The organism is Rhodoluna lacicola, from assembly GCF_000699505.1.
Lineage (GTDB): Bacteria > Actinomycetota > Actinomycetes > Actinomycetales > Microbacteriaceae > Rhodoluna > Rhodoluna lacicola.
This window is the reverse complement of sequence record NZ_CP007490.1, coordinates 653,222-672,420: the sequence shown is the minus strand read 5'-3', so window position 1 is coordinate 672,420 and position 19,199 is coordinate 653,222. Positions and strand designations below refer to the sequence as shown.

The window sequence follows — 19,199 nt, the reverse complement described above, 5'->3', positions numbered from 1 at the left end:
AGCAACAAGTGGCAGCAGACAAACTAATTTCAAGCGGCGGCCCATGGGAGTCAGTAATTGGCTATTCACGTGCAACCGTTGCCGGTGAATACGTTCACGTGTCTGGTTCTACCGCCACCGTTGACGGTGAGCTGCAGCACAAGGGTGATGCATACGGTCAGACACTTGTGACTCTAAAGGAAGTTATCGCCAAGGCTCTTGCTCAGGTTGGCTACGGTCTAGAAGACGTAGTGCGCAGTCGCGTTTACCTTGCTAATGCAGACGACATGGATGCGGTTGGCAAAGCACACGGTGAAATTTTTGGTGAGATTCGTCCGGCCGCAACAATGCTGGCTGGTATTCAATTCATCAACAAAGACATGCTGGTTGAGATTGAAGTTGATGCTTGGAAGCGTGCCTAAATAAATGGAATTAACGCCAAAGCTGGTTCGCACCGCGCACCTAAAGGAATTCAAGCAAACCGGACGCAAGTTCAGCTGCCTAACCAGTTATGACCACATGACCGCTGGCATTTTTGACGAAGCTGGAATTGATGTGATCTTGGTTGGCGATTCCGCGGCAGATAACTCTTTGGGATATAGCAGCACACTGCCAGTGACCGTTGACGAGATGATTTCATTTGGTCGTGCTGTTTCAACCGCAGTTAAGCGTTCGCTTGTTGTGATTGACATGCCATTTGGCTCGTACGAAACCGGAGCCGCCGATGCTCTGGCTAACGCTATCAAGATGATGAAGACCAGCGGTGCCGCGGCAGTGAAGCTCGAAGGCGGCGAACGAAGTGGCGCGCAAATTGCTGCAATCGTTGAGGCAGGCATTCCAGTTATGGGGCACGTTGGCTTCACTCCGCAGAGCGTAAATGCGCTTGGCGGTTTCAAAGTGCAGGGCCGCGGCGAAGGAGCCGAACAGCTTATTGCCGACGCAAAGGCAGTTGAGGCAGCTGGAGCTTTTGCAGTGGTGCTTGAGATGGTCCCTGCAGAGATCGCTGCGCAGGTCACTCGTGAAATTTCAATTCCCACTATCGGCATTGGCGCCGGGCCAGACACCGATGGACAGATTCTGGTTTGGACAGACTTTGCGGGATTGAGCGCTCAAAAGCCCCGCAAATTCGTGAAGCGTTACGCAAACATTCGCGAGACTCTTTTGGAAAGCGCAAGGCAATACGCGGCTGAAGTGTCAAACGGAGAGTTTCCTACCCAAGACCACTCGTTCGAGAACTAGTCGCGTTCATCCTCTTCTTTGCGCCAGGCTGCAGCACGGGCAGCAATAATCTCTGGAGCGCGTTCGGCTTCCTCGCGAGTCTTGAATGGGCCTAAACGGTGCAACGCCAATGATTGAGGCCCAACCTCTACCTGACCGGTCTGGCTATTAAACCAATACTGCACGCTTTCTTCTTGCATAGACTGAACTCTATGCCACGCGACCCACAAACCGGATTTCTGACGCAGGGGAAACTCAGTCCAACCAGATCGGTGCCAACTTCAATTGCTCGCCCCGAATATGTGGGAAAACCGGCACCGGCAAAAAATACCAAGGGTGACGTTCGCACTCGCGAGGAAATTGAAAAAATTAGAGCGGCTGGAAAAATTGCGGCTCAAGCAATTGAGCTAGTGGGTTCACACGCAAAACCAGGCATCACCACCGATGAGCTCGATCGGATTGGTCACGAATTCCTCATTTCTCAAGGCGCCTATCCATCTACCCTGGGCTACCGCAACTATCCAAAGTCGCTCTGTTCTTCGGTTAATGAAGTGATTTGCCACGGCATACCCGATGACACCGTTCTACAAGAGGGCGACATCGTAAACATCGACATCACCGCCTTCAAAAATGGGTTTCATGGTGACAGCAACCAAACCTTCATGGTCGGTGAGGTAAAGCCGGCAGTTAAGAACCTTGTGGAACGCACGCACGAGGCGATGATGCGCGGCATTAATGCTGCGCTACCCGGACGCGAGATTAATATCATTGGTCGTGCGATTCAGGCTTTCGCCAAACGTTTTGACTACGGAGTCGTTCGCGACTTTACCGGCCACGGAATTGGTGAATCATTTCACTCGGGGCTTATTGTTCCGCACTACGACTCTGCCCCGCTTTACAACGACGAAATTAAAGTCGGTATGGTTTTTACCATCGAACCGATGCTCACGCTTGGGACTCACGAATGGGACATGTGGCCAGATAATTGGACCGTGGTTACTAGAGACAAAAGCATCACCGCGCAATTTGAACACACCATTGCCATCACCGAGGATGGGCCTGAAATCCTTACCTTGGCATAGCAAAATAGGAACCTATGAGTAAAAAAGCAATTGGTATCGACATTGGCGGCACCGGCATCAAGGGAGCAGTTGTCAACCTAAAGGATGGCTCACTGATTGGCGAACGAGTTCGCCACGAAACCCCAGCCGGTGGTAAACCTGCTGAAATCGCAAGCGTGGTGGCTCAGCTCATAACTCAACTTCCCGATGCCAAGCCGGACATGATCGTTGGTATTTGCTTCCCAGCAATCGTGCGCAACGGCATAACCATGTCGGCAGCAAATGTTTCAAAGGACTGGATTGGCCTTGACGCCGATGCGCTATTCACGAAAGAACTTGGTCGATCAGTTCATGTGATCAACGATGCAGATGCCGCCGGCGTTGCAGAAATTAAATTTGGCGCCGCTAAAGACCTTGATGGTCTGGTGATCATGACCACCCTGGGCACCGGAATTGGAAGCGCCCTTTTCATGAACGGTAAGTTGCTTCCGAACGCCGAGCTTGGCCACCTTGAAATTGAAGGGGTGGATTATGAGAGCAAAGCCTCGTTTGCAGCAAAGGAGCGCGAAAACCTCAACTGGACAGAGTGGGCAAAGAGACTGCAGACCTACTATTCGACGCTTGAGCGGCTTTTCACGCCCGATCTAATCATCGTTGGGGGCGGAGTTTCCAAGCAGCACGAGGAATTTTTACCAAAAATAAAGCTAAACACCCCGATTGTTCCAGCCCTAAAAAGAAACAACGCTGGAATCCTTGGGGCGGCAGCTCTAGCTAAAAAAGCATCAAAATAAATTAGTGGACGGGCCGGCTGTTACGCCGGGTTCTGTACCTGTTGCCAGGCGACGATCATCTATCTAGAAGTGCTGTTACCAACACCCTCAAGCGGCCTACCCGAGAACAAGAGCGAGCAGCTCTATGCGTTCCCTATCTGACCTTGCTCCAAACGAGGTTTACCTAGCTGTGGCGCTCACACGCCACACTGGTGGTCTCTTACACCACCGTTTCACCCTTACCGATCTCTCGGCGGTTTACTTTCTGTTGCACTTTCTCGCGGGTTACCCCGGGTGGTAATTAGCCACCGTTTTGCTCTTTGGAGCCCGGACGTTCCTCGATGTTTCCATCGCGATCGCCTTGCCGACCCATCCAGCACTAAGACTACTTGAAGTCCTGTGGACCAACAATCATCGCTCGATTGCGCATCTATAGATGGGACGTGGAGTTGAGCGTAATTACCTCTGCCGCTTGAGTCCCCCAGAAACGAAGAATTGAAATCGAACATGGCGAAATCTGAGGTGACCAATAGGCAGAAATGCCGCCATCCAACGCCCGCCTTGCTATTCCGCGAATGGGCATCACGTGGCTGACCACAGCAACTGTTTTGCCAGCATTGGCCTCGACGATTTCAAAGAGACCCTTCATTACTCGCTCATCAAATTCCTCAAGTGATTCACCGTTTGGAGGGGCTACTTCCCACGACCCTTGCCAGGCAGCAAACTCTTCAGGCCAATTTTGCCTTACCTCGTCGTTTGTCGAACCATCCCAATCTCCAAAAGATATTTCTGCGATGTTGTCGTTGGTTGACACCGATAGCCCAACTTCATTGGCAATTATGTTTGCCGTATCTAGAGTTCGCTGAATCGGCGAAGCGACAATCGCTGAAACTGGGTTCAGAAAAGACCACGGACCAGTCTTACCAATTTGCGCCACAGCCTGAGCAGCCATTCGAGCATCAATACGACCCAGATCGCTAAGTTTTGGATTCTCACCGCCGCGCCCTGAGATTCTCTTTGACTCGGTCAAATGAGTGCGGCCATGCCTTATCAACACCACCGTAGTAAGTGGCGCTGTCACGTTCCCTGGTGCGCGCACGGAACTAGGTGCCGTCTGATTGAATTCCGCGACTGGCGAACGAAGAATTTCACCTTCTGAGGAAACGGTTGAGTCACCAGACTCATCCATAGCCTTGTTTGCGAGTGCGTCAGCTCTTGAATTTTCTTCTCTAGGGATCCACATGAATTTGATGTCATGCCCACGAGAAATGTTTTGCACTTCAGCAGCCAACTGAATCATGTCGGGGTGCTTAATTTTCCAAGTCCCTGACATTTGCTCAATTACTAGTTTTGAATCCATACGAACCAGGATTCTGGCTTCCGGATTTATTTGAAGTGCCCCCTCAAGACCCGATTTTAGAGCTAGATATTCAGCTACGTTATTTGTCGCAACACCGATGAATCGCGCGATCTCTAATATCACTTCGCCGGTGTCGGCATCGATCACGACAGCGCCACTTCCAGCGGGCCCTGGGTTTCCTCTGGAGCCGCCGTCGGCCTCCACGATTAGATTGCTTGGCTTACTCATCGAACAAGAATCGCTTGGCAATCTGGACAGGTGGCTACTTCATCACGCGCCAAGCCAGAGATCTCTGCAAGCGCGGTAGCGCCAATGGTAATTCGGCAAGCGCCACACTCGCGATTTACTAACCTTCCAATCGCAAGTCCCCTGCTTGATTTCTTTTCGTAGAGCTCCAGCAGATCGCTCTGAATCCGAGACGCCTGTTGATTTCTCTGCTGAGTCAACAGGTCAAGTCCTGAGCGGAGCTTTATGATCTGGGCTTCATTTTCCGATTCTTTGGTCGCCAGTTCATCATCGATTAGTTTCTTGTCGTGGATGATTACTTGGTAAGCAGCCTCCGCTTGCTCTTTTCGTTCCAGAATGGACAACTCAAAGTCTTCTAAGTCAGACTTTCTCTTTTTTAGGGTCTCTAGTTCGGCCTGAATTCCCTGCGCATCTTTGCTTGAGGAAGTTTGATTAAGTCTTTGATTATCTTTATCAATTCTTTGCTCAACAAGTTTCAGATCAGCCTCAGCCCTAGATAACTCCAACTCAACGGAATCCAGTTGGTTTCGGCTTTCAATTAGGCTGGCCGCAGCATCGCGCTGCGATTGACGGAGAGCAGCAAAAGCTTCTCCGCTGGTGAGAGCGGCTATAGCAACACGAGTGCGCGTGATCTCTAGATCTAAATTACTCAGCGACAGCAGGTCGGCTTGCTGGCTCTCTGAAGCTTTCATGTGTTGCTCTCTTTTTAGTTGACAAATTAAAACTAGTCGATGCCTGAGTTATTGAGTGACCACAAAGTCCCATGGATCTGTTCGCAGCTGACTCACGACAAATTGAACGTTTGGAAAAAGAACGCCTAGTTGCTCGGCGGCAATATCTAACCAAAGCCATTCGCTGGCCCAATGCGAAACGTCAATAATTGCTGGAGTGCCACCGCTTAAAGCTGAATGCTCTCGCGCATCTTGAACAGGGTGGTGACGAAGGTCAGATGTGACATAAACATCGACCGCGGCCTCCATAGCCGCCGGAATGAAAGAATCGCCCGCGCCACCGCAAAGGGCAACTCTTTGAACAAGTTGATTGAAATCGCCCGCTACTCGAACGCCGGTCGCCGTGGAAGGCAAAACTTTTGCGATGTGTCTAGCAAATTCACCCAGCGCGATGGGTTCGCTGAGCACCCCAATTCGCCCGTGCCCGATTAAACGATCAGAAGAAGGCACCAGAGGTTCAACGTTTTGCAAACCCAAAGCATTGGCAAACACGTGAGAGACCCCTGACTCCACAATGTCGGCATTGGTGTGGGCGGCAAAAATCGAAAGATCAGCGCGGATTGCACTCGCGAGATTCATTCCCTTTGCGGTATCTTCGCGCACTGATGTGATGCCGCGCAGAAGGTATGGGTGGTGAGCTAGCAGCAAATCAAATCCGCCATCGATTGCTTCAGAAATAATGTCTGTGGTCACGTCTACAGATAGCAGCACCCGCGACACTCTCTGCTTTATATCGCCGCAGACAAGCCCGGGGTTATCCCAATCTTCTGCGCCTGTTGCAGGCCACAGCCGGTCAAAAGACTCCACTAACTGCTTTAGTTCAACTGCCATTGCCTAAACCTCTGTATTCAAGCTGGGAAAGATTAATCGACCAGACCAAAAATGTCTTTAAGATCATCGCGGCGGGCCTCGATTGCAAGCACTTCAGCTTCCTGCCTTTTTATGCGGGGAATGCCGAAAAGCACAGGGAGCAAAGAAGCAAAAGCAAAACCCATTACGATACCGAACAAGGTGATTGACCAGAAACTTTGATTTATAAGCTGATCAGCAATGAAGCCCGTCCAACCGAAACCTGGCTGGTCAATGTATGTGAAACCGAATCCAATCACAGTAGCGAAAAGCCAACCAACCAAATTCACCCAGTTGATCGACTTATAAAAACCGTAGCTACGACTCAGAGAAATTTCGTGGTACGCAATTCTTCTGATCAGGACATCTGAAATAAATATCCCCGACCAAGCCGCAACGGGAACCGCAGCCATCAAAGCGTAATCGGCGATAAAAGACCATAGGTCTTCTATGTAGAGGTATCCAATAAATGCAGAGCCAACAGCCAATACGCCGATGATCGGCTGAGCCACAGCTGGAGTCAGCTTCAGGCCGATTGAGTGAAGGCTCAAGTTTGAAGAGTAGAGAGACATAGCCAGAACAACAACTATTGAAACCATCGCAGATGCAGCCATCAGATAACCCAACCAAGGAGCAACAAAGCTGCCAAGTTCAGCAATTAGATTCTGTGGATTTTTTGCCGATGTGCTTGAAGTCGAACTAAACAACGCAAGCCCGTATGAAGCAACCACGGTAGGTATCAGCACAAGAGCCAAAACTCCCCAACCAACTACCGATGCGCCTCTTGCCGTAGTGGCCAATTTTCTAGCGAAGTCTGCCCCTGCAGAAGTCCAAGCTAAACCAAACACACTAAAAGTAAGCACTGCGATTCCAAAAGCATCAATCCAACTTGAGGATGGTTCTGCCAAAAGCCCTTGGATTGAGAATGAATAGGCGGTGAATGCAATGAACACGACGACAACAAGCACCCCAAGCACACCGACCGCTTGTTGTGCACGGAACAAGACTCGACCACCAAAGATTGCTAACGTGACGGCAGACGCGATAGCAACGAAGGCTAATGACAGCAACGTAATGTTTGGCGTTGCAGCAAAATTGGCCCTTGATTCAATAGCAAAGAAATCATTTCCAAATGCAAAAACAGAGGCCAGAATTGCTGCCGACCAAAACAATCTAACGAGCGTAAGAATTGAAGCTGGTACCGCGTTTGCGAAAACTCCGAACGGTGCACGAGACAGCAAAAGCGTAGGCAAACCGCTGCGCTTACCAGCAAGGGCACCGACAGAAATTACGAGGGCTGAAGCCAGCGCCCCTAAGAAGATTGCAACCACCGACTGACTGAAGGAAACCTCAGTCTTGGAAACGAACCAGGCCAATCCAAGCGGAAGGACTGAACCGCCCAATCCCAGCCAGGCCCAGAATTGGGACGATGCCCTGCTCCTGCGGCTTATTTTGGGAACGGATTCAAGTTTCACCGGTTCGATCGCCGGCTCGGCATCAAAGACTACCCCTGGATCATCCTCGACGACTTCTATTCCCTCGATTGCCGAAACCGGGGCACCCGAAACCTCGGCAGCCAACTCTTCTTCAAGGGCCGTCAGTTCGTCTTCAGCACCCACAACCGTGTCGGCAGCCAAAAGGCGATCGAACTCATCGAAAGATTCAGTTTGATTAGCTGTAAAAATCGCTTCAGGCTGACGCTCTGGCGGTGGCTGAATAGGCGGCAGTTCCGGTTCAAATTGCGCTTCCACGGCTGGCGGGAGTTCGATTTCTACTGGAGCTTCCGCGGTCGGTGAAAGTTCCGGTTCAGTTTGCGGCGCTTTAGCGTAGAGATTATTTAGATGGGCCACCACATCCTCGATTGGCTGAACCGGGGCAGTTCCTGGTAACTCGTTCAGCGGCTCAAGGCCCTGCTGCGCTCGCTTGGCGTTCTCAACAGCAAGAAGTGCCTCTTTTGATCCGTTTCGTTCCATCTCGATGACCCAAGCTGAGAATTCCATTTTCTCAATGTCGCGAAGTTGCGCCTGGGTCTCCAGCAACTCCATCGCGGCAGTAATTCCAGCTTCGTCTGCTTGCGCATTGCCTAGGGCCGTGGTGATTTCCTCATCGGTCATTGAGCGGCGCGCTGGAGGGGTGTAATTAGATGAATCCATACCCAAATACTAATGCCGGGCCCGAATCCAGCCACGAAGGTAGGTTATGGAAAGCCTTGCTAGTAAGGAGCATCGAGAAAAAGAAAACCCCAGCCAATGGCTGGGGTTTCAAAACAGTGGGCCCTACCGGGATCGAACCGATGACATCCACGGTGTAAGCGTGGCGCTCTACCAGCTGAGCTAAAGGCCCCTTTTTCAAGGTCTGCAGTGAACTGCAACTCGAAGAGCCTATCCCATTCAGCGGCATTTAAGCCAATTTAACTCTTGAAGCTCGTGGAAGCTTTCTAAAGTGCCGCCAAAGCGCGATCGTACTCATCGAGGCTTCGAGCCTGACCAGGTGCGGTGATGAACTTGGCAACTAAGTCGCCATTCTTGTTGATAACAAAGGTTGCCCGGTTAGCGATGCCCGCCTCTTCGATAAACACGCCATACTGCTTGGCCACGCCTCCGTGAGGCCAAAAGTCGGCCAGAACAGAGAACTTGTAGCCCTCGTGCTCGGCGAACTGCTTCTGCACAAACTTTGAGTCCACAGAAATCGCTAGCAATTCAACGTTTTCATTCTCAAACTTGGCGAAGTTATCGCGAATTTCGCATAGTTCGCCGGTGCAGATGCCGGAAAAAGAAAGTGGGTAAAACACAAGAACCACGGGCTTCTTACCGCGGAAATCAGCCAAACTAACGGTCTCGCCGTACTGATTTAACAGTTCAAACTCTGGTGCTGGATCACCGATAATTAGGCTCATTTATTTCTCCCTTGTAAAAAATGTTCAGTTTGCTCTTATCAACAAGCAAAACATACATTTGCGTCCCTTTGTCGTCATAAACTCTTATGAGGCTTTACAAAGCCTTTTAGATTTCTTTGTCCATCCCCCACGAAAAGGATGCCAGTTGTCGATAAACAACAACGACGCGTATGCGGTCAACACTCCAGACCTAGACCCTCAAGAAACCAGTGAATGGCTTGAATCGCTTGACGCGGTGGCCAGAGTTCATGGTCGCGGTCGAGCACGCGAAATCATGCTCAATCTGTTGCGTCGCTCGCACGAACTTCAACTGAACGTTCCGATCGTCCCAACCACCGATTACCTGAACACGATTGCTCCTGAAAACGAAGCGGAGTTCCCGGGTGACGAAAAGATCGAACGCACCTATCGCGCTTGGATGCGATGGAATGCTGCAATGCTCGTACACCGAGCCCAGCGTCCGGGTGTTGGCGTTGGTGGACACATTTCAACATTTGCTTCATCAGCTTCGCTTTACGAAGTGGGTTTCAACCACTTCTTCAAGGGCCAGGATCACCCATCTGGCGGAGACCAGATATTTATTCAGGGTCACGCATCGCCCGGTCCTTACGCGCGTGCGTTTCTTGAAGGGCGCCTAAGCGCCGAACAACTTGACGGATTCCGTCAGGAAAAATCACACTCAAGTGGATCTTTATCCTCCTATCCTCATCCCCGACTTATGCCTGACTTCTGGCAATTCCCTACCGTTTCAATGGGTATTGGTCCTATCAACGCCATTTACCAGGCGCAGTTCAACCGCTACCTTGAAGGCCGCGGAATCAAAGACACCTCACAGCAACACGTTTGGGCATTTTTGGGCGACGGCGAGATGGACGAGGTTGAATCACGTGGCGCTCTTCAACTCGCTGCCAATGACAACCTGGACAACCTGACCTTTGTTGTGAACTGTAACCTGCAGCGCCTGGATGGACCAGTTCGTGGCAATGGAAAAATCATCCAAGAGCTAGAGTCTTTCTTCCGCGGTGCCGGCTGGAACGTGATCAAGGTGGTTTGGGGTCGCGAGTGGGACTCGCTGCTTGCCAATGACACCGATGGGGCGCTCGTTGACCTAATGAACAAAACTCCAGATGGCGACTTCCAGACTTACAAGACTGAAGATGGTGCATTCGTTCGAGAGAATTTCTTTGCTCGCGATCCTCGCACTTTGAAGTTGGTTGAGCACATGAGTGACGATGAGATTTGGGGATTGAAGCGTGGTGGGCACGATTACCGCAAGGTATATGCCGCCTATAAATCTGCACTCGAACACAAGGGTCAACCAACCGTAATTTTGGCGAAGACCATCAAGGGATTCACTCTTGGTAAATCGTTTGAGGGTCGTAACGCAACTCACCAGATGAAGAAGTTGACGCTAGATAACCTAAAGGGTTTCCGCGATGAACTTCGAATCCCAATTACCGATGCGCAGCTCGAAGAGAACCCTTATCAGCCGCCCTACTTCCATCCAGGACAAGACGCTCCGGAGATCCAGTACATGCACGAGCGTCGCCGAGAATTGGGTGGCTACCTTCCTGAACGCAGAAGTAAGTACGTTGACTTCGCGCTACCAACCGAGGATGTTTATAAATCAGCCAAGGGAGGCTCAGGGACCCAAGAGGTTGCAACCACTATGGCCTTTGTTCGTCTATTCAAAGACCTGCTTCGTTCACCTGATTTTGGGTCACGCATTGTCCCTATCATTCCCGATGAGGCTCGCACCTTTGGTATGGACGCATTCTTTCCGTCAGCAAAGATTTACAACCCGAACGGACAGCACTACATCTCAGTAGACCGCGAGTTGCTTCTGGCATACAAAGAAAGCGCATCGGGCCAGATTCTGCACACTGGAATCAATGAGGCCGGATCGATTGCAGGGTTTACCGCAGCCGCGACTAGCTATGCAACTCAGGGCCAGGCAATGATTCCGTTCTATGTCTTCTACTCAATGTTTGGCTTCCAACGAACCGCGGATTCAATCTGGGCAGCAGCTGACCAACTATCCAGAGGATTCCTGATTGGGGCAACCGCGGGCCGCACAACTTTGACCGGTGAGGGGCTTCAGCACGCCGACGGCCACTCTCCTCTTATTGCTTCAACTAACAACGCAGTGATTAGTTACGACCCTGCGTACGGTTACGAGATCGCTCACATCGTGAAGAGCGGAATCGAGCGGATGTACGGCGGTCAGCACCAAGACCCAAACTGCATTTATTACCTAACCGTGTACAACGAACCCTACGTGCAACCAGCGGAACCAGATGGTGTTGACGTTGAGGGAATTATCCGAGGAATCCACCAAATTAGTCGCAACGATCGCGAGGGTCTAAAGGCTCAAATCTTGGCATCAGGTGTTGCAGTTCCTTGGGCGCACGAAGCACAAGAACTACTTCAGAATGACTGGGGTGTTTCAGCTGATATTTGGTCAGTTACTTCATGGAGTGAGTTGCGTCGTGATGGATTGCTTCGTGACGAAGCTAAGTTCCTTAATCCAAGTTATGAAATTCCAGATGCCTACTTGACTGCCAAGCTCAAGAATGCCCAGGGTCCATTCCTTGGCGTGAGCGACTACATGCACGCAGTTCAAGATCAAATTCGCGCCTGGGTGCCGGGTGACTATGCCACCCTCGGCGCCGATGGATTCGGTTTCTCTGACACCCGAGCCGCGGCTAGACGATTCTTCAAGATTGATGGGCCATCAATTGTGGTGCGCGTACTTGAACAATTGGTTGAACGCGGCGAGATGGACCCAAGTGTTCCGCAGCAAGCAATTGACAGGTATCGCCTACACGATGTGAACGCAGGAACGTCTGGATCAACCGGTGGCGAGAACTAAAGAGGCCACCCTTGAGTGGCTCAAATCCATCTCAGGTGAATTAGCGACCACAACTCTAAAACGCCTCGATGAATTGTTGCCCTGGTATCGTTCGATGCCTGCATCAAGAAGATCTTCGGTTGGACTGGTTGCTCAGGCTGGCATAACCTCATTTGTTTCTTGGTACAAGAATCCAAAGTCTCAACCATGGGTTGCCGCAGATGTTTTTGGTGTAGCGCCTAGAGAACTCCTAAGGTCAATCTCTCTGCAGGAAACGCTGCAGCTCATTCGCGTTGTGGTTCAGGTGGTCGAGGATCGTGTTGTCCAAGAAGATGAATCACTTCGCGAGGCCGTGCTTCTGTACTCGCGAGAAATCGCATTCTCTGCGGCCGATGTTTACGCTCGCGCAGCTGAAGCGCGTGGGCTATGGGATGCGCGACTCGAAGCTCTAGTAGTTGACTCCATCCTGAGCGGTGAACACGAAGAAGAGTTGGCCTCACGAATCGCGGCATTGGGTTGGCGTGCTGGCGGAAGCGTGGCGGCGCTTATCGGTGTTGCAACAGAGCCCGTGGATCAAGATGGCCTCAGGAGAATTGCACGCAAGAACAGCGCGGATGTTTTGATTGGCGTTCATGGAAATCGTTTGATTGTTGTAATCGGCCGTATAGAACACGAGACTCCAAACGAAGCCGAATTGCCGAGCTTCATGAAAATCGCTGAGTCCTTAGATTCATATTTTGGAACCGGACCAATGGTGCTGGGACCAGAGGTAGCCAGTGTGGCCGAGGCAAATCGATCCGCAAAGGCTGCCCTTGCCGGTTTTGCAGTGGTTAAAACATGGCAAAAAGCAGCTCGGCCCATCAATGCCGAGGATTTACTCGCCGAACGGTCGCTTGCCGGTGACATGCTTGCCAAACAAACCTTGGTTGAAAACATATATCGGCCGCTTTCTCAAAACTCTCCCGAATTGCTCGAGACGCTTTCGGCGTATCTCGATACCGGCCGCTCGCTTGAATCCACAGCAAGAGAATTATTTGTTCATCCAAACACCGTGCGATATCGCCTAAAAAGAATTTCGGAAATTATCGGCTGGGACGCCACCGGTTCGCGGGAAGCATTCGTGCTTCAAGTTGCCATGGTTTTGGGTGCAATGAGTGAAACAGAAATCAGAAAGCGAAAATAACCATGATTGTTGTCGTCTGTCCGGGCCAAGGATCTCAAACTCCAGGGTTCCTAAACCCTTGGTTGGAATTGCCCGCATTTAAATCTTCACTGCTCGCAATGCAAGAAGCGTCTGGAATTGATTTGGTGAAATACGGAACAGTGAGTGACGCCGACACCATTCGCGACACCGCTGTAGCGCAACCGCTGATTGTAGGTTCTGGCGTGGCAGCACTACACGCCTTACTAGGCGATAAGTCCGCTGCCGATTCAGGAATTGCTGGTGTTGCCGGGCACTCAGTGGGCGAGATTACCGCGGCAGTGGTAGCTGGCGTTTTTGATTCGGAAACGGGCATTAAGTTTGTCAACGAGCGTGGTCGGGCAATGGCTAATGCTGCGGCGTTGGAACAAACCAGCATGGCGGCAGTAATTGGGGGCGAACCTTCGGATGTTGAGGCAAAACTTGCCCAGCTTGGGCTTGAACCAGCGAACTACAACGGCTCGGGGCAGATAGTTGCTGCTGGCACCACCGGCGCGATATCTGAATTGCAAGAGAACCCAATAGCTGGAACCAGGGTTATTCCCCTGCAGGTTGCTGGGGCATTTCACACGCGTTTCATGAGGCCAGCGGTCGAAACTATGCAAGTTTATTCTCAGAGCATCCAAATGAGCGATCCGCAAATAGCACTGTGGAGCAACAACGGTGGCCGCAAGATTTCCTCGGGTGCCGAATTTGTTTCGCTAATGGTCAACCAAATCTCTAGCCCAGTTCGATGGGATCTGTGCATGGAAGCCATGCTCAACGCGGGAGTGAGCGGAATTATTGAGTTAGCCCCCGCCGGGACATTGGTCGGGCTAGCAAAGCGGGCAATGCCTGGGATCCCTGCAGTGGCTGTGAAGACCCCAGAAAATCTTGAAGCGGCTTTGTCACTTATCAACAACGGTGTGTAGTAATTCGCCGGTAAATTTGTAGTTGTCAGAAAAAGAGGATAGATGTCGCAGCCAGTTCTAAATCAATACCAAACGGTTCCGTATTCACGCATCTACTCCCTTGGCGCCGCTCGCGGTGACCTGACCGTCACTAACGATGACATAGCTGGCCCGATTGATTCGAGCGATGAGTGGATTCGTCAGCGCACTGGAATCATCACGCGCAGGCGCGCAAGCAAAAAACTAAGCCTGATGGACATGGCGGTTACCGCCTCGAACGAGGCAATTAATAAGGCTGGAATTCAACCAAGCGAAATTGGCGCAGTAATCTTTTCGACCATAACTCATCCTTACCAAACCCCTTCGGCAGCTACCTTGCTGGCTGACAAAATCGGCGCTAATCCGGCCCCCGCGTATGACATCTCAGCCGCTTGTGCTGGCTACTGCTACGGCATAGCTCAAGCAGACGCTCTGGTTCGCTCCGGCGTGGCCAAGTACGTGCTGGTTGTCGGAGGCGAAAAGCTTTCCGACTTTATCGACCCAACCGATAGAACAATCTCATTCCTTCTGGGTGATGGTGCCGGCGCCGCAATTGTCGGCCCATCAGAGACGCCTGGCATCAGCCCATCGGTGTGGGGTTCTGATGGCTCCCAATGGGGAGCGGTTGGAATGGACGCCTCGCTTCTTGAATTCCGCGATGGCACCCATCAGTGGCCAACCCTTCGTCAAGAAGGTCTGACCGTTTTCAAATGGGCAGTTTGGGAGATGGTAAAAGTTGCCCGCCAGGCCCTTGAAGTAGCCGGAGTCAAGGCTGAAGACTTGGCTGCCATTGTGACCCATCAGGCAAACATTCGAATTATCGATGAGTTAGCCAAGCAGCTAGAGGTTCCCGAGCACGTCGTGATTGCGCGAGACATCATCTACACCGGCAACACTTCGGCAGCGTCGATTCCACTGGCAATGCACGCCTTGCTTGAATCTGGAGAGGTCAAATCTGGTGGATTGGCCCTAGAAATAGGCTTTGGCGCCGGCCTTGCCTTCGGCGCTCAAGTAGTAGTCCTACCGTAAACTTAACCTCGGTCAAATAACCCCTAAGGAGAAACCCAATGGCACTTTCACAGAGCGAAGTTCTTGCAGGCCTAGCAGAGATCGTCAACGACGAAACCGGCATTGCAGCAGACGCGGTTCAGCTAGACAAGTCATTCACCGACGACCTAGACATCGATTCAATCTCAATGATGACCATCGTTGTAAACGCGGAAGACAAGTTCGGCGTAAAGATTCCGGACGAAGAAGTTAAGAACCTAGTTACCGTTGGTGACGCAGTTAACTTCATCACTAACGCTCAGTAATCTAAGGTTTATCCAAATTGACTCAGAAAATCGTTGTCACCGGTGTGGGCGCTACTACCCCACTCGGTGGTGACGCGCGTTCAACCTGGAAGGCGCTGCTAGCCGGAGAGTCGGGTATCTCGACTATCGATAAGGATTGGGTTGCTCAATACGAGCTCCCAGTCACATTTGCTGGCCAGGCAAAGGTAAACGCAGCCGAGGTGCTCACTCCGCAGGAGATAAAGCGTCTTGACCCTTCGAGTCAGTTTGCACTAATCGCAGCCCGCGAGGCTTGGGCAGACGCAGGTTCGCCTGATGTGGTGCCCGAGCGCCTAGCGGTTGAGTATGCCACTGGAATCGGTGGCGTGTGGACTCTTCTTGATGCCTACGACGCACTCAAGGAAAAAGGCCCGCGCAGAGTGCTGCCAATGACAATTCCAATGTTGATGCCCAACGGGCCGGCAGCTGCGATTGGCATGGACATCGCTGCTCGTGGTGGCGTGCGCACAGCAGTTTCTGCCTGTGCCTCGAGCACCGAGGCCGTTGCTAATGCAATTGCACGCTTACATTCCGGTGAAGTTGATGTTGTGGTTGCCGGTGGTTGCGAGGCAGGAATTCACCCACTTCCAATTGCCGCTTTTGCTGCCATGCACGCTCTTTCTCGACGAAACGAGAATCCAGCGGCAGCCTCAAGGCCGTATGACGTTGATCGCGACGGCTTTGTAATGGGTGAAGGCGCTGGAGCGCTGGTCCTAGAGACCGAGGCTCACGCCAAAGCTCGCGGAGCCAAAATTTATGCCGAACTAGTTGGTGGTGCAGTAACTTCAGACGCACACCACATCACCGCACCAGACCCAGAAGGTACCGGAGCCGCTCGTGCGGTGGTTGCCGCGCTCAAGCAGGCAAATGCCAAGCCAGAAGATGTTGTGCACATTAATGCTCACGCCACCTCTACGCCGGTCGGCGACATTGCGGAATACACGGCCCTACTGAGAGTCTTCGGAGATCACCTAGGCAAGATTGCGGTTTCTGCTACTAAGTCAGCCACCGGTCATCTGCTTGGCGGCGCCGGAGCTATCGAAGCTATTTTTACAGTATTGGCAATTGCCGAACGCACCGCACCGCCGACTATCAATCTTGAAAACCAAGACCCAGCCATTCCACTGGATGTAGTCACGAAAGCTCGTTCGCTTCCTGAGGGTCCGATTCTTGCGATTAGCACCTCGTTTGGATTTGGTGGCCACAACGCCGTTATTGCCTTCCGCAGCCACGAGGGCTAATCGGCCTTGAGCAAGCTCTACTTCCGTCACGGTGCCATGAACAGTGGCAAGAGCACCGCGCTGCTGCAGGCAGCCCACAACTACGAAGAACGCGACCAACACGTCTTGCTAGCCAAGCCGGCTATTGACATTAAGGGTGAAAAAGCCATCACCAGCCGCCTGGGCGTAGATCGCGAGGTGGATTTTCTGATCACTCCCGAACTTGACCTACGTGCGGAATTTGCTTCGCGAGTCGCAGCATTCAAGAAAGAAACCGGTAAAGGAATAGCCTGCCTACTGATAGATGAGGCCCAGTTTCTAACCCGCGACCAAGTCGACCAGGCACTTGAAATTGCCGTCCTAGATAACATCCCGGTGCTCGCATACGGGATTCGCACGGACTTTCTCACCAACGGCTTTCCAGGCAGCCTACGCCTGCTTGAAATTGCCCACAGCCTCGAGGAGCTGAAGACAATCTGCCGCTGTGGGCGCAAGGCAATGTTCAATGCTCGCAAAATGGACAATCAATTTGTTTTTGATGGCGAGCAAGTAGCCATCGATGGAGTGAACGTAACTTACGAGTCGCTTTGCCCCTCGTGCTACCTAAGCGAGCGCGGAAGTCTTTAGGAAATTCCTAAAACTAATTTGGACGCTTAATCCACTCTCTGGAAACTGCAAACCTTTCAATAATCTCAGGAATTGGATCAACACCGATTCCAGGACCTGTGGGCACAGAAATGTGGCCATCAACTAGTACGAATGGTTCGGTCAAATCGGTTTCAAAATAGCGAGATGATGCTGAGGTGTCGCCCGGCAAGGTAAAGCCAGGCATGGCGGCAAGAGCAAGATTCGCAGCGCGACCAATTCCAGTTTCCAGCATTCCCCCGCACCAGACCGGAATGTTGTTGGCTACTGAGATATCGTGAATCTTTACCGATTCGATGTATCCGCCAACACGTGACGGCTTGATGTTAATAATTTCAGCGGCTCCCAGTTCAATTGCATCACGTGCGATGTCAGCAGAAATGATTGTTTCATCCAAGCAGACCGGAGTCTCAATGTAATCGGCCAGCTTTGCGTGACCCAGTAGATCTTCTTCATAAATTGGCTGCTCAATTAACAGCAAATTGAATTCATCAAGACGTTTGAGCAAATCAAAATCATCTCGGGTGTAAGCGGTATTTGCGTCAACCTGAAGTAGCAAATCAGGGCCGTAAGTCTCTCGAACGAGTTTTACTGGCTCGTAGTCCCAGCCGGGTTCAATTTTGAGTTTGATTCGCACGTAACCCTCATTTAGGTAACCTTCGACGAAGCCCATTAGCTCGGGCAGAGAATCCATAATTCCCACTGAAACACCCGCAGGAACCTTGTCTCGAGTGGCGCCAAAATACTCAGCAAAAGAAGTTGTGCTCGCTCGAAGCTGTGCATCAAGCAATGCTGTTTCAATGGCAGCCTTCGCCATGCGGTGCTGCTTGATCCAATGCAAAGTCGGGGCTACGGCCTCGGCACTTAGATCGTTGCCGAGCTTGAAGAGGTCGGGAAGAATGAACTCGCGAAGTACAGCCATGGCCCCGGTGTGATATTCGCTGGAGTAGTCAGGGCGATCGTTGGCACCGCACTCAGCCCATCCCTCACCCTCATCGGTGACAGCGTGAACCCAAACCACCTCATGCATGTTCACAGAACTGAATGAAGTCCTGAAGGCCGATTTCAATGGCACGTTCAATCGGATAAGTTCAACTGCCTCTAACTTCAATTTTTTCCTTACTTTCTAATCTTCTGAAAATTCGTAATCGGATGTGCCCGGCTCAACCAGAATCGCAGTTCTATCGGTGTTGACTGCTGCCACGAACCAACCATCGTCTAGCGCCGGCTGCAGAATTTCACGAACACTCTGGCGCCACTGCCTTGCTAGCTCTATGTCAGTCTTTCGCAAAGCCTCGATGTCTTCGGGAAGTTCAATCCAGAAAGCTACCTGGGCGTTGTATTCCACAGCAACCGGCGAGCCAGACAGATTCTTGAGTGCCAAATTCGTGGTCTTGGTAGCCTCTAGATGAATCGGCTCCTGGACCGGCCAATACGTAAAGAGACGATCAGAATCATCACCTGCGTTTATGGAGTCGGTCATAGTGCCATAAAAGTTTGGAAGATATTCCACTACAATAGCGCCCAATTTCTGGAAATTAAAAACGCAATTTCTTCTAACCAGTGGATCAAAAGTCCAGGTTATGCCTGCAAGGTCACGCTCCTTAGCCCATGCAAACTGGTGCTGCTTGAGCTGAAACCCGACTCCTTGAACAGATGCGGCGGTCACGTGAGAGTGCAATACTCGATGCGACGCGTACTCACCAAGGAAACCAAATGAGGCACCCACCACCCTGTTTTCGGATTTTGCAAGGGCGGCATACCCGCCAACGTGGAGAACGGCCAGAACCATGTCGAACGGAACTACCTCATCACCATCAGTCCAAATGGTCTTAAAGAAGTTGGCCATCAACTCTGCGTCGGAGGCAGTTTCTACCTCAACAATTTGCAGATTTTCGGACATGACTCAATT

The 19,199-nt window shown here is 51.5% G+C and carries 19 protein-coding genes, 1 tRNA gene and 1 other RNA gene; 11 read left to right on the top strand and 10 right to left on the bottom strand.

Annotation, left to right across the window (positions count from 1 at the left end; all coding sequences use genetic code 11):
* The first annotated feature begins 8 nt into the window (after window positions 1–8).
* Together RHOLA_RS03300 and panB are read left to right on the top strand one after the other, a co-directional pair.
* Window positions 9–401, top strand: coding sequence for a RidA family protein (locus RHOLA_RS03300; RefSeq protein ID WP_038502325.1), 393 nt, complete (start codon window positions 9–11; stop codon window positions 399–401).
* Between the two features lie 4 nt (window positions 402–405).
* Entirely contained in the window at window positions 406–1,218 is an 813-nt protein-coding gene (gene panB / locus RHOLA_RS03295; protein WP_038502324.1) for a 3-methyl-2-oxobutanoate hydroxymethyltransferase, read from the top strand.
* Here panB and RHOLA_RS03290 read toward each other — a convergent pair.
* Window positions 1,215–1,397, bottom strand: coding sequence for a hypothetical protein (locus tag RHOLA_RS03290; RefSeq protein WP_038502322.1), 183 nt, complete (start codon window positions 1,395–1,397; stop codon window positions 1,215–1,217). The genes panB and RHOLA_RS03290 overlap by 4 nt on opposite strands.
* Window positions 1,398–1,409: 12 nt before the next feature.
* On the opposite strand from RHOLA_RS03290, the gene map reads away from it, so the two are divergent.
* Window positions 1,410–2,279 (top strand): type I methionyl aminopeptidase, encoded by an 870-nt coding sequence (gene map, locus RHOLA_RS03285; protein WP_038502321.1) that lies wholly within the window; start codon window positions 1,410–1,412, stop codon window positions 2,277–2,279.
* A 14-nt stretch (window positions 2,280–2,293) separates the two neighbouring features.
* The gene (ppgK, locus tag RHOLA_RS03280) at window positions 2,294–3,049 is read left to right on the top strand and encodes a polyphosphate--glucose phosphotransferase (protein WP_038502320.1); all 756 of its coding nucleotides are present in this window, start codon (window positions 2,294–2,296) and stop codon (window positions 3,047–3,049) included.
* 5 nt (window positions 3,050–3,054) lie between these two features.
* On the opposite strand, the gene rnpB is transcribed toward ppgK, so the two are convergent.
* From rnpB to RHOLA_RS03250, 7 genes are all read right to left on the bottom strand, one after another.
* Window positions 3,055–3,400: RNase P RNA component class A (rnpB, locus tag RHOLA_RS07170), an RNA gene on the bottom strand.
* Between the two features lie 58 nt (window positions 3,401–3,458).
* Entirely contained in the window at window positions 3,459–4,616 is a 1,158-nt protein-coding gene (locus RHOLA_RS03275; RefSeq protein WP_038502318.1) for a bifunctional RNase H/acid phosphatase, read from the bottom strand.
* On the bottom strand, window positions 4,613–5,326 hold the full coding sequence (locus RHOLA_RS03270) for a zinc ribbon domain-containing protein (RefSeq protein WP_038502315.1): 714 nt from the start codon (window positions 5,324–5,326) through the stop codon (window positions 4,613–4,615). Before RHOLA_RS03270 ends, RHOLA_RS03275 begins: the two co-directional genes overlap by 4 nt.
* A gap of 48 nt (window positions 5,327–5,374) precedes the next feature.
* Complete coding sequence (locus RHOLA_RS03265) at window positions 5,375–6,196, bottom strand: Nif3-like dinuclear metal center hexameric protein (protein ID WP_038502314.1); 822 nt, start codon at window positions 6,194–6,196, stop codon at window positions 5,375–5,377.
* Between the two features lie 32 nt (window positions 6,197–6,228).
* The gene (locus RHOLA_RS03260) at window positions 6,229–8,367 is read right to left on the bottom strand and encodes a purine-cytosine permease family protein (protein WP_038502313.1); all 2,139 of its coding nucleotides are present in this window, start codon (window positions 8,365–8,367) and stop codon (window positions 6,229–6,231) included.
* A gap of 117 nt (window positions 8,368–8,484) precedes the next feature.
* A tRNA-Val gene (locus RHOLA_RS03255) sits at window positions 8,485–8,557 on the bottom strand.
* Window positions 8,558–8,651: 94 nt separating this feature from the next.
* Window positions 8,652–9,110 (bottom strand): peroxiredoxin, encoded by a 459-nt coding sequence (locus tag RHOLA_RS03250; RefSeq protein ID WP_038502311.1) that lies wholly within the window; start codon window positions 9,108–9,110, stop codon window positions 8,652–8,654.
* A 145-nt stretch (window positions 9,111–9,255) separates the two neighbouring features.
* On the opposite strand from RHOLA_RS03250, the gene aceE reads away from it, so the two are divergent.
* The 7 genes from aceE to RHOLA_RS03215 are packed head-to-tail and all read left to right on the top strand — an operon-like array spanning window position 9,256 to window position 17,269.
* Entirely contained in the window at window positions 9,256–11,982 is a 2,727-nt protein-coding gene (aceE, locus tag RHOLA_RS03245) for a pyruvate dehydrogenase (acetyl-transferring), homodimeric type (protein WP_038502310.1), read from the top strand.
* Window positions 11,969–13,144: a PucR family transcriptional regulator gene (locus RHOLA_RS03240; protein ID WP_038502308.1), complete on the top strand. Its 1,176-nt coding sequence runs from the start codon at window positions 11,969–11,971 to the stop codon at window positions 13,142–13,144. The genes aceE and RHOLA_RS03240 overlap by 14 nt, the downstream gene beginning before the upstream one ends.
* Before the next feature lie 2 nt (window positions 13,145–13,146).
* Window positions 13,147–14,073 (top strand): ACP S-malonyltransferase, encoded by a 927-nt coding sequence (locus RHOLA_RS03235; protein WP_038502306.1) that lies wholly within the window; start codon window positions 13,147–13,149, stop codon window positions 14,071–14,073.
* A 42-nt stretch (window positions 14,074–14,115) separates the two neighbouring features.
* Window positions 14,116–15,120 carry a beta-ketoacyl-ACP synthase III gene (locus RHOLA_RS03230; RefSeq protein ID WP_038502304.1) on the top strand — a complete coding sequence of 335 codons (1,005 nt, stop codon included), beginning with the start codon at window positions 14,116–14,118 and terminating at the stop codon, window positions 15,118–15,120.
* 38 nt (window positions 15,121–15,158) lie between these two features.
* Complete coding sequence (locus RHOLA_RS03225; RefSeq protein WP_038502303.1) at window positions 15,159–15,404, top strand: acyl carrier protein; 246 nt, start codon at window positions 15,159–15,161, stop codon at window positions 15,402–15,404.
* A 17-nt stretch (window positions 15,405–15,421) separates the two neighbouring features.
* On the top strand, window positions 15,422–16,663 hold the full coding sequence (locus RHOLA_RS03220) for a beta-ketoacyl-[acyl-carrier-protein] synthase family protein (RefSeq protein ID WP_038502301.1): 1,242 nt from the start codon (window positions 15,422–15,424) through the stop codon (window positions 16,661–16,663).
* 6 nt (window positions 16,664–16,669) lie between these two features.
* Window positions 16,670–17,269 (top strand): thymidine kinase, encoded by a 600-nt coding sequence (locus RHOLA_RS03215; RefSeq protein WP_038502299.1) that lies wholly within the window; start codon window positions 16,670–16,672, stop codon window positions 17,267–17,269.
* Between the two features lie 13 nt (window positions 17,270–17,282).
* Here the strand turns inward: RHOLA_RS03215 and menC are convergent, their stop codons facing one another.
* Both menC and RHOLA_RS03205 read right to left on the bottom strand, forming a co-directional pair.
* Complete coding sequence (gene menC / locus RHOLA_RS03210) at window positions 17,283–18,398, bottom strand: o-succinylbenzoate synthase (RefSeq protein WP_038502297.1); 1,116 nt, start codon at window positions 18,396–18,398, stop codon at window positions 17,283–17,285.
* A 15-nt stretch (window positions 18,399–18,413) separates the two neighbouring features.
* Window positions 18,414–19,190, bottom strand: coding sequence for a hypothetical protein (locus RHOLA_RS03205; protein ID WP_051636242.1), 777 nt, complete (start codon window positions 19,188–19,190; stop codon window positions 18,414–18,416).
* Window positions 19,191–19,199: the final 9 nt, after the last annotated feature.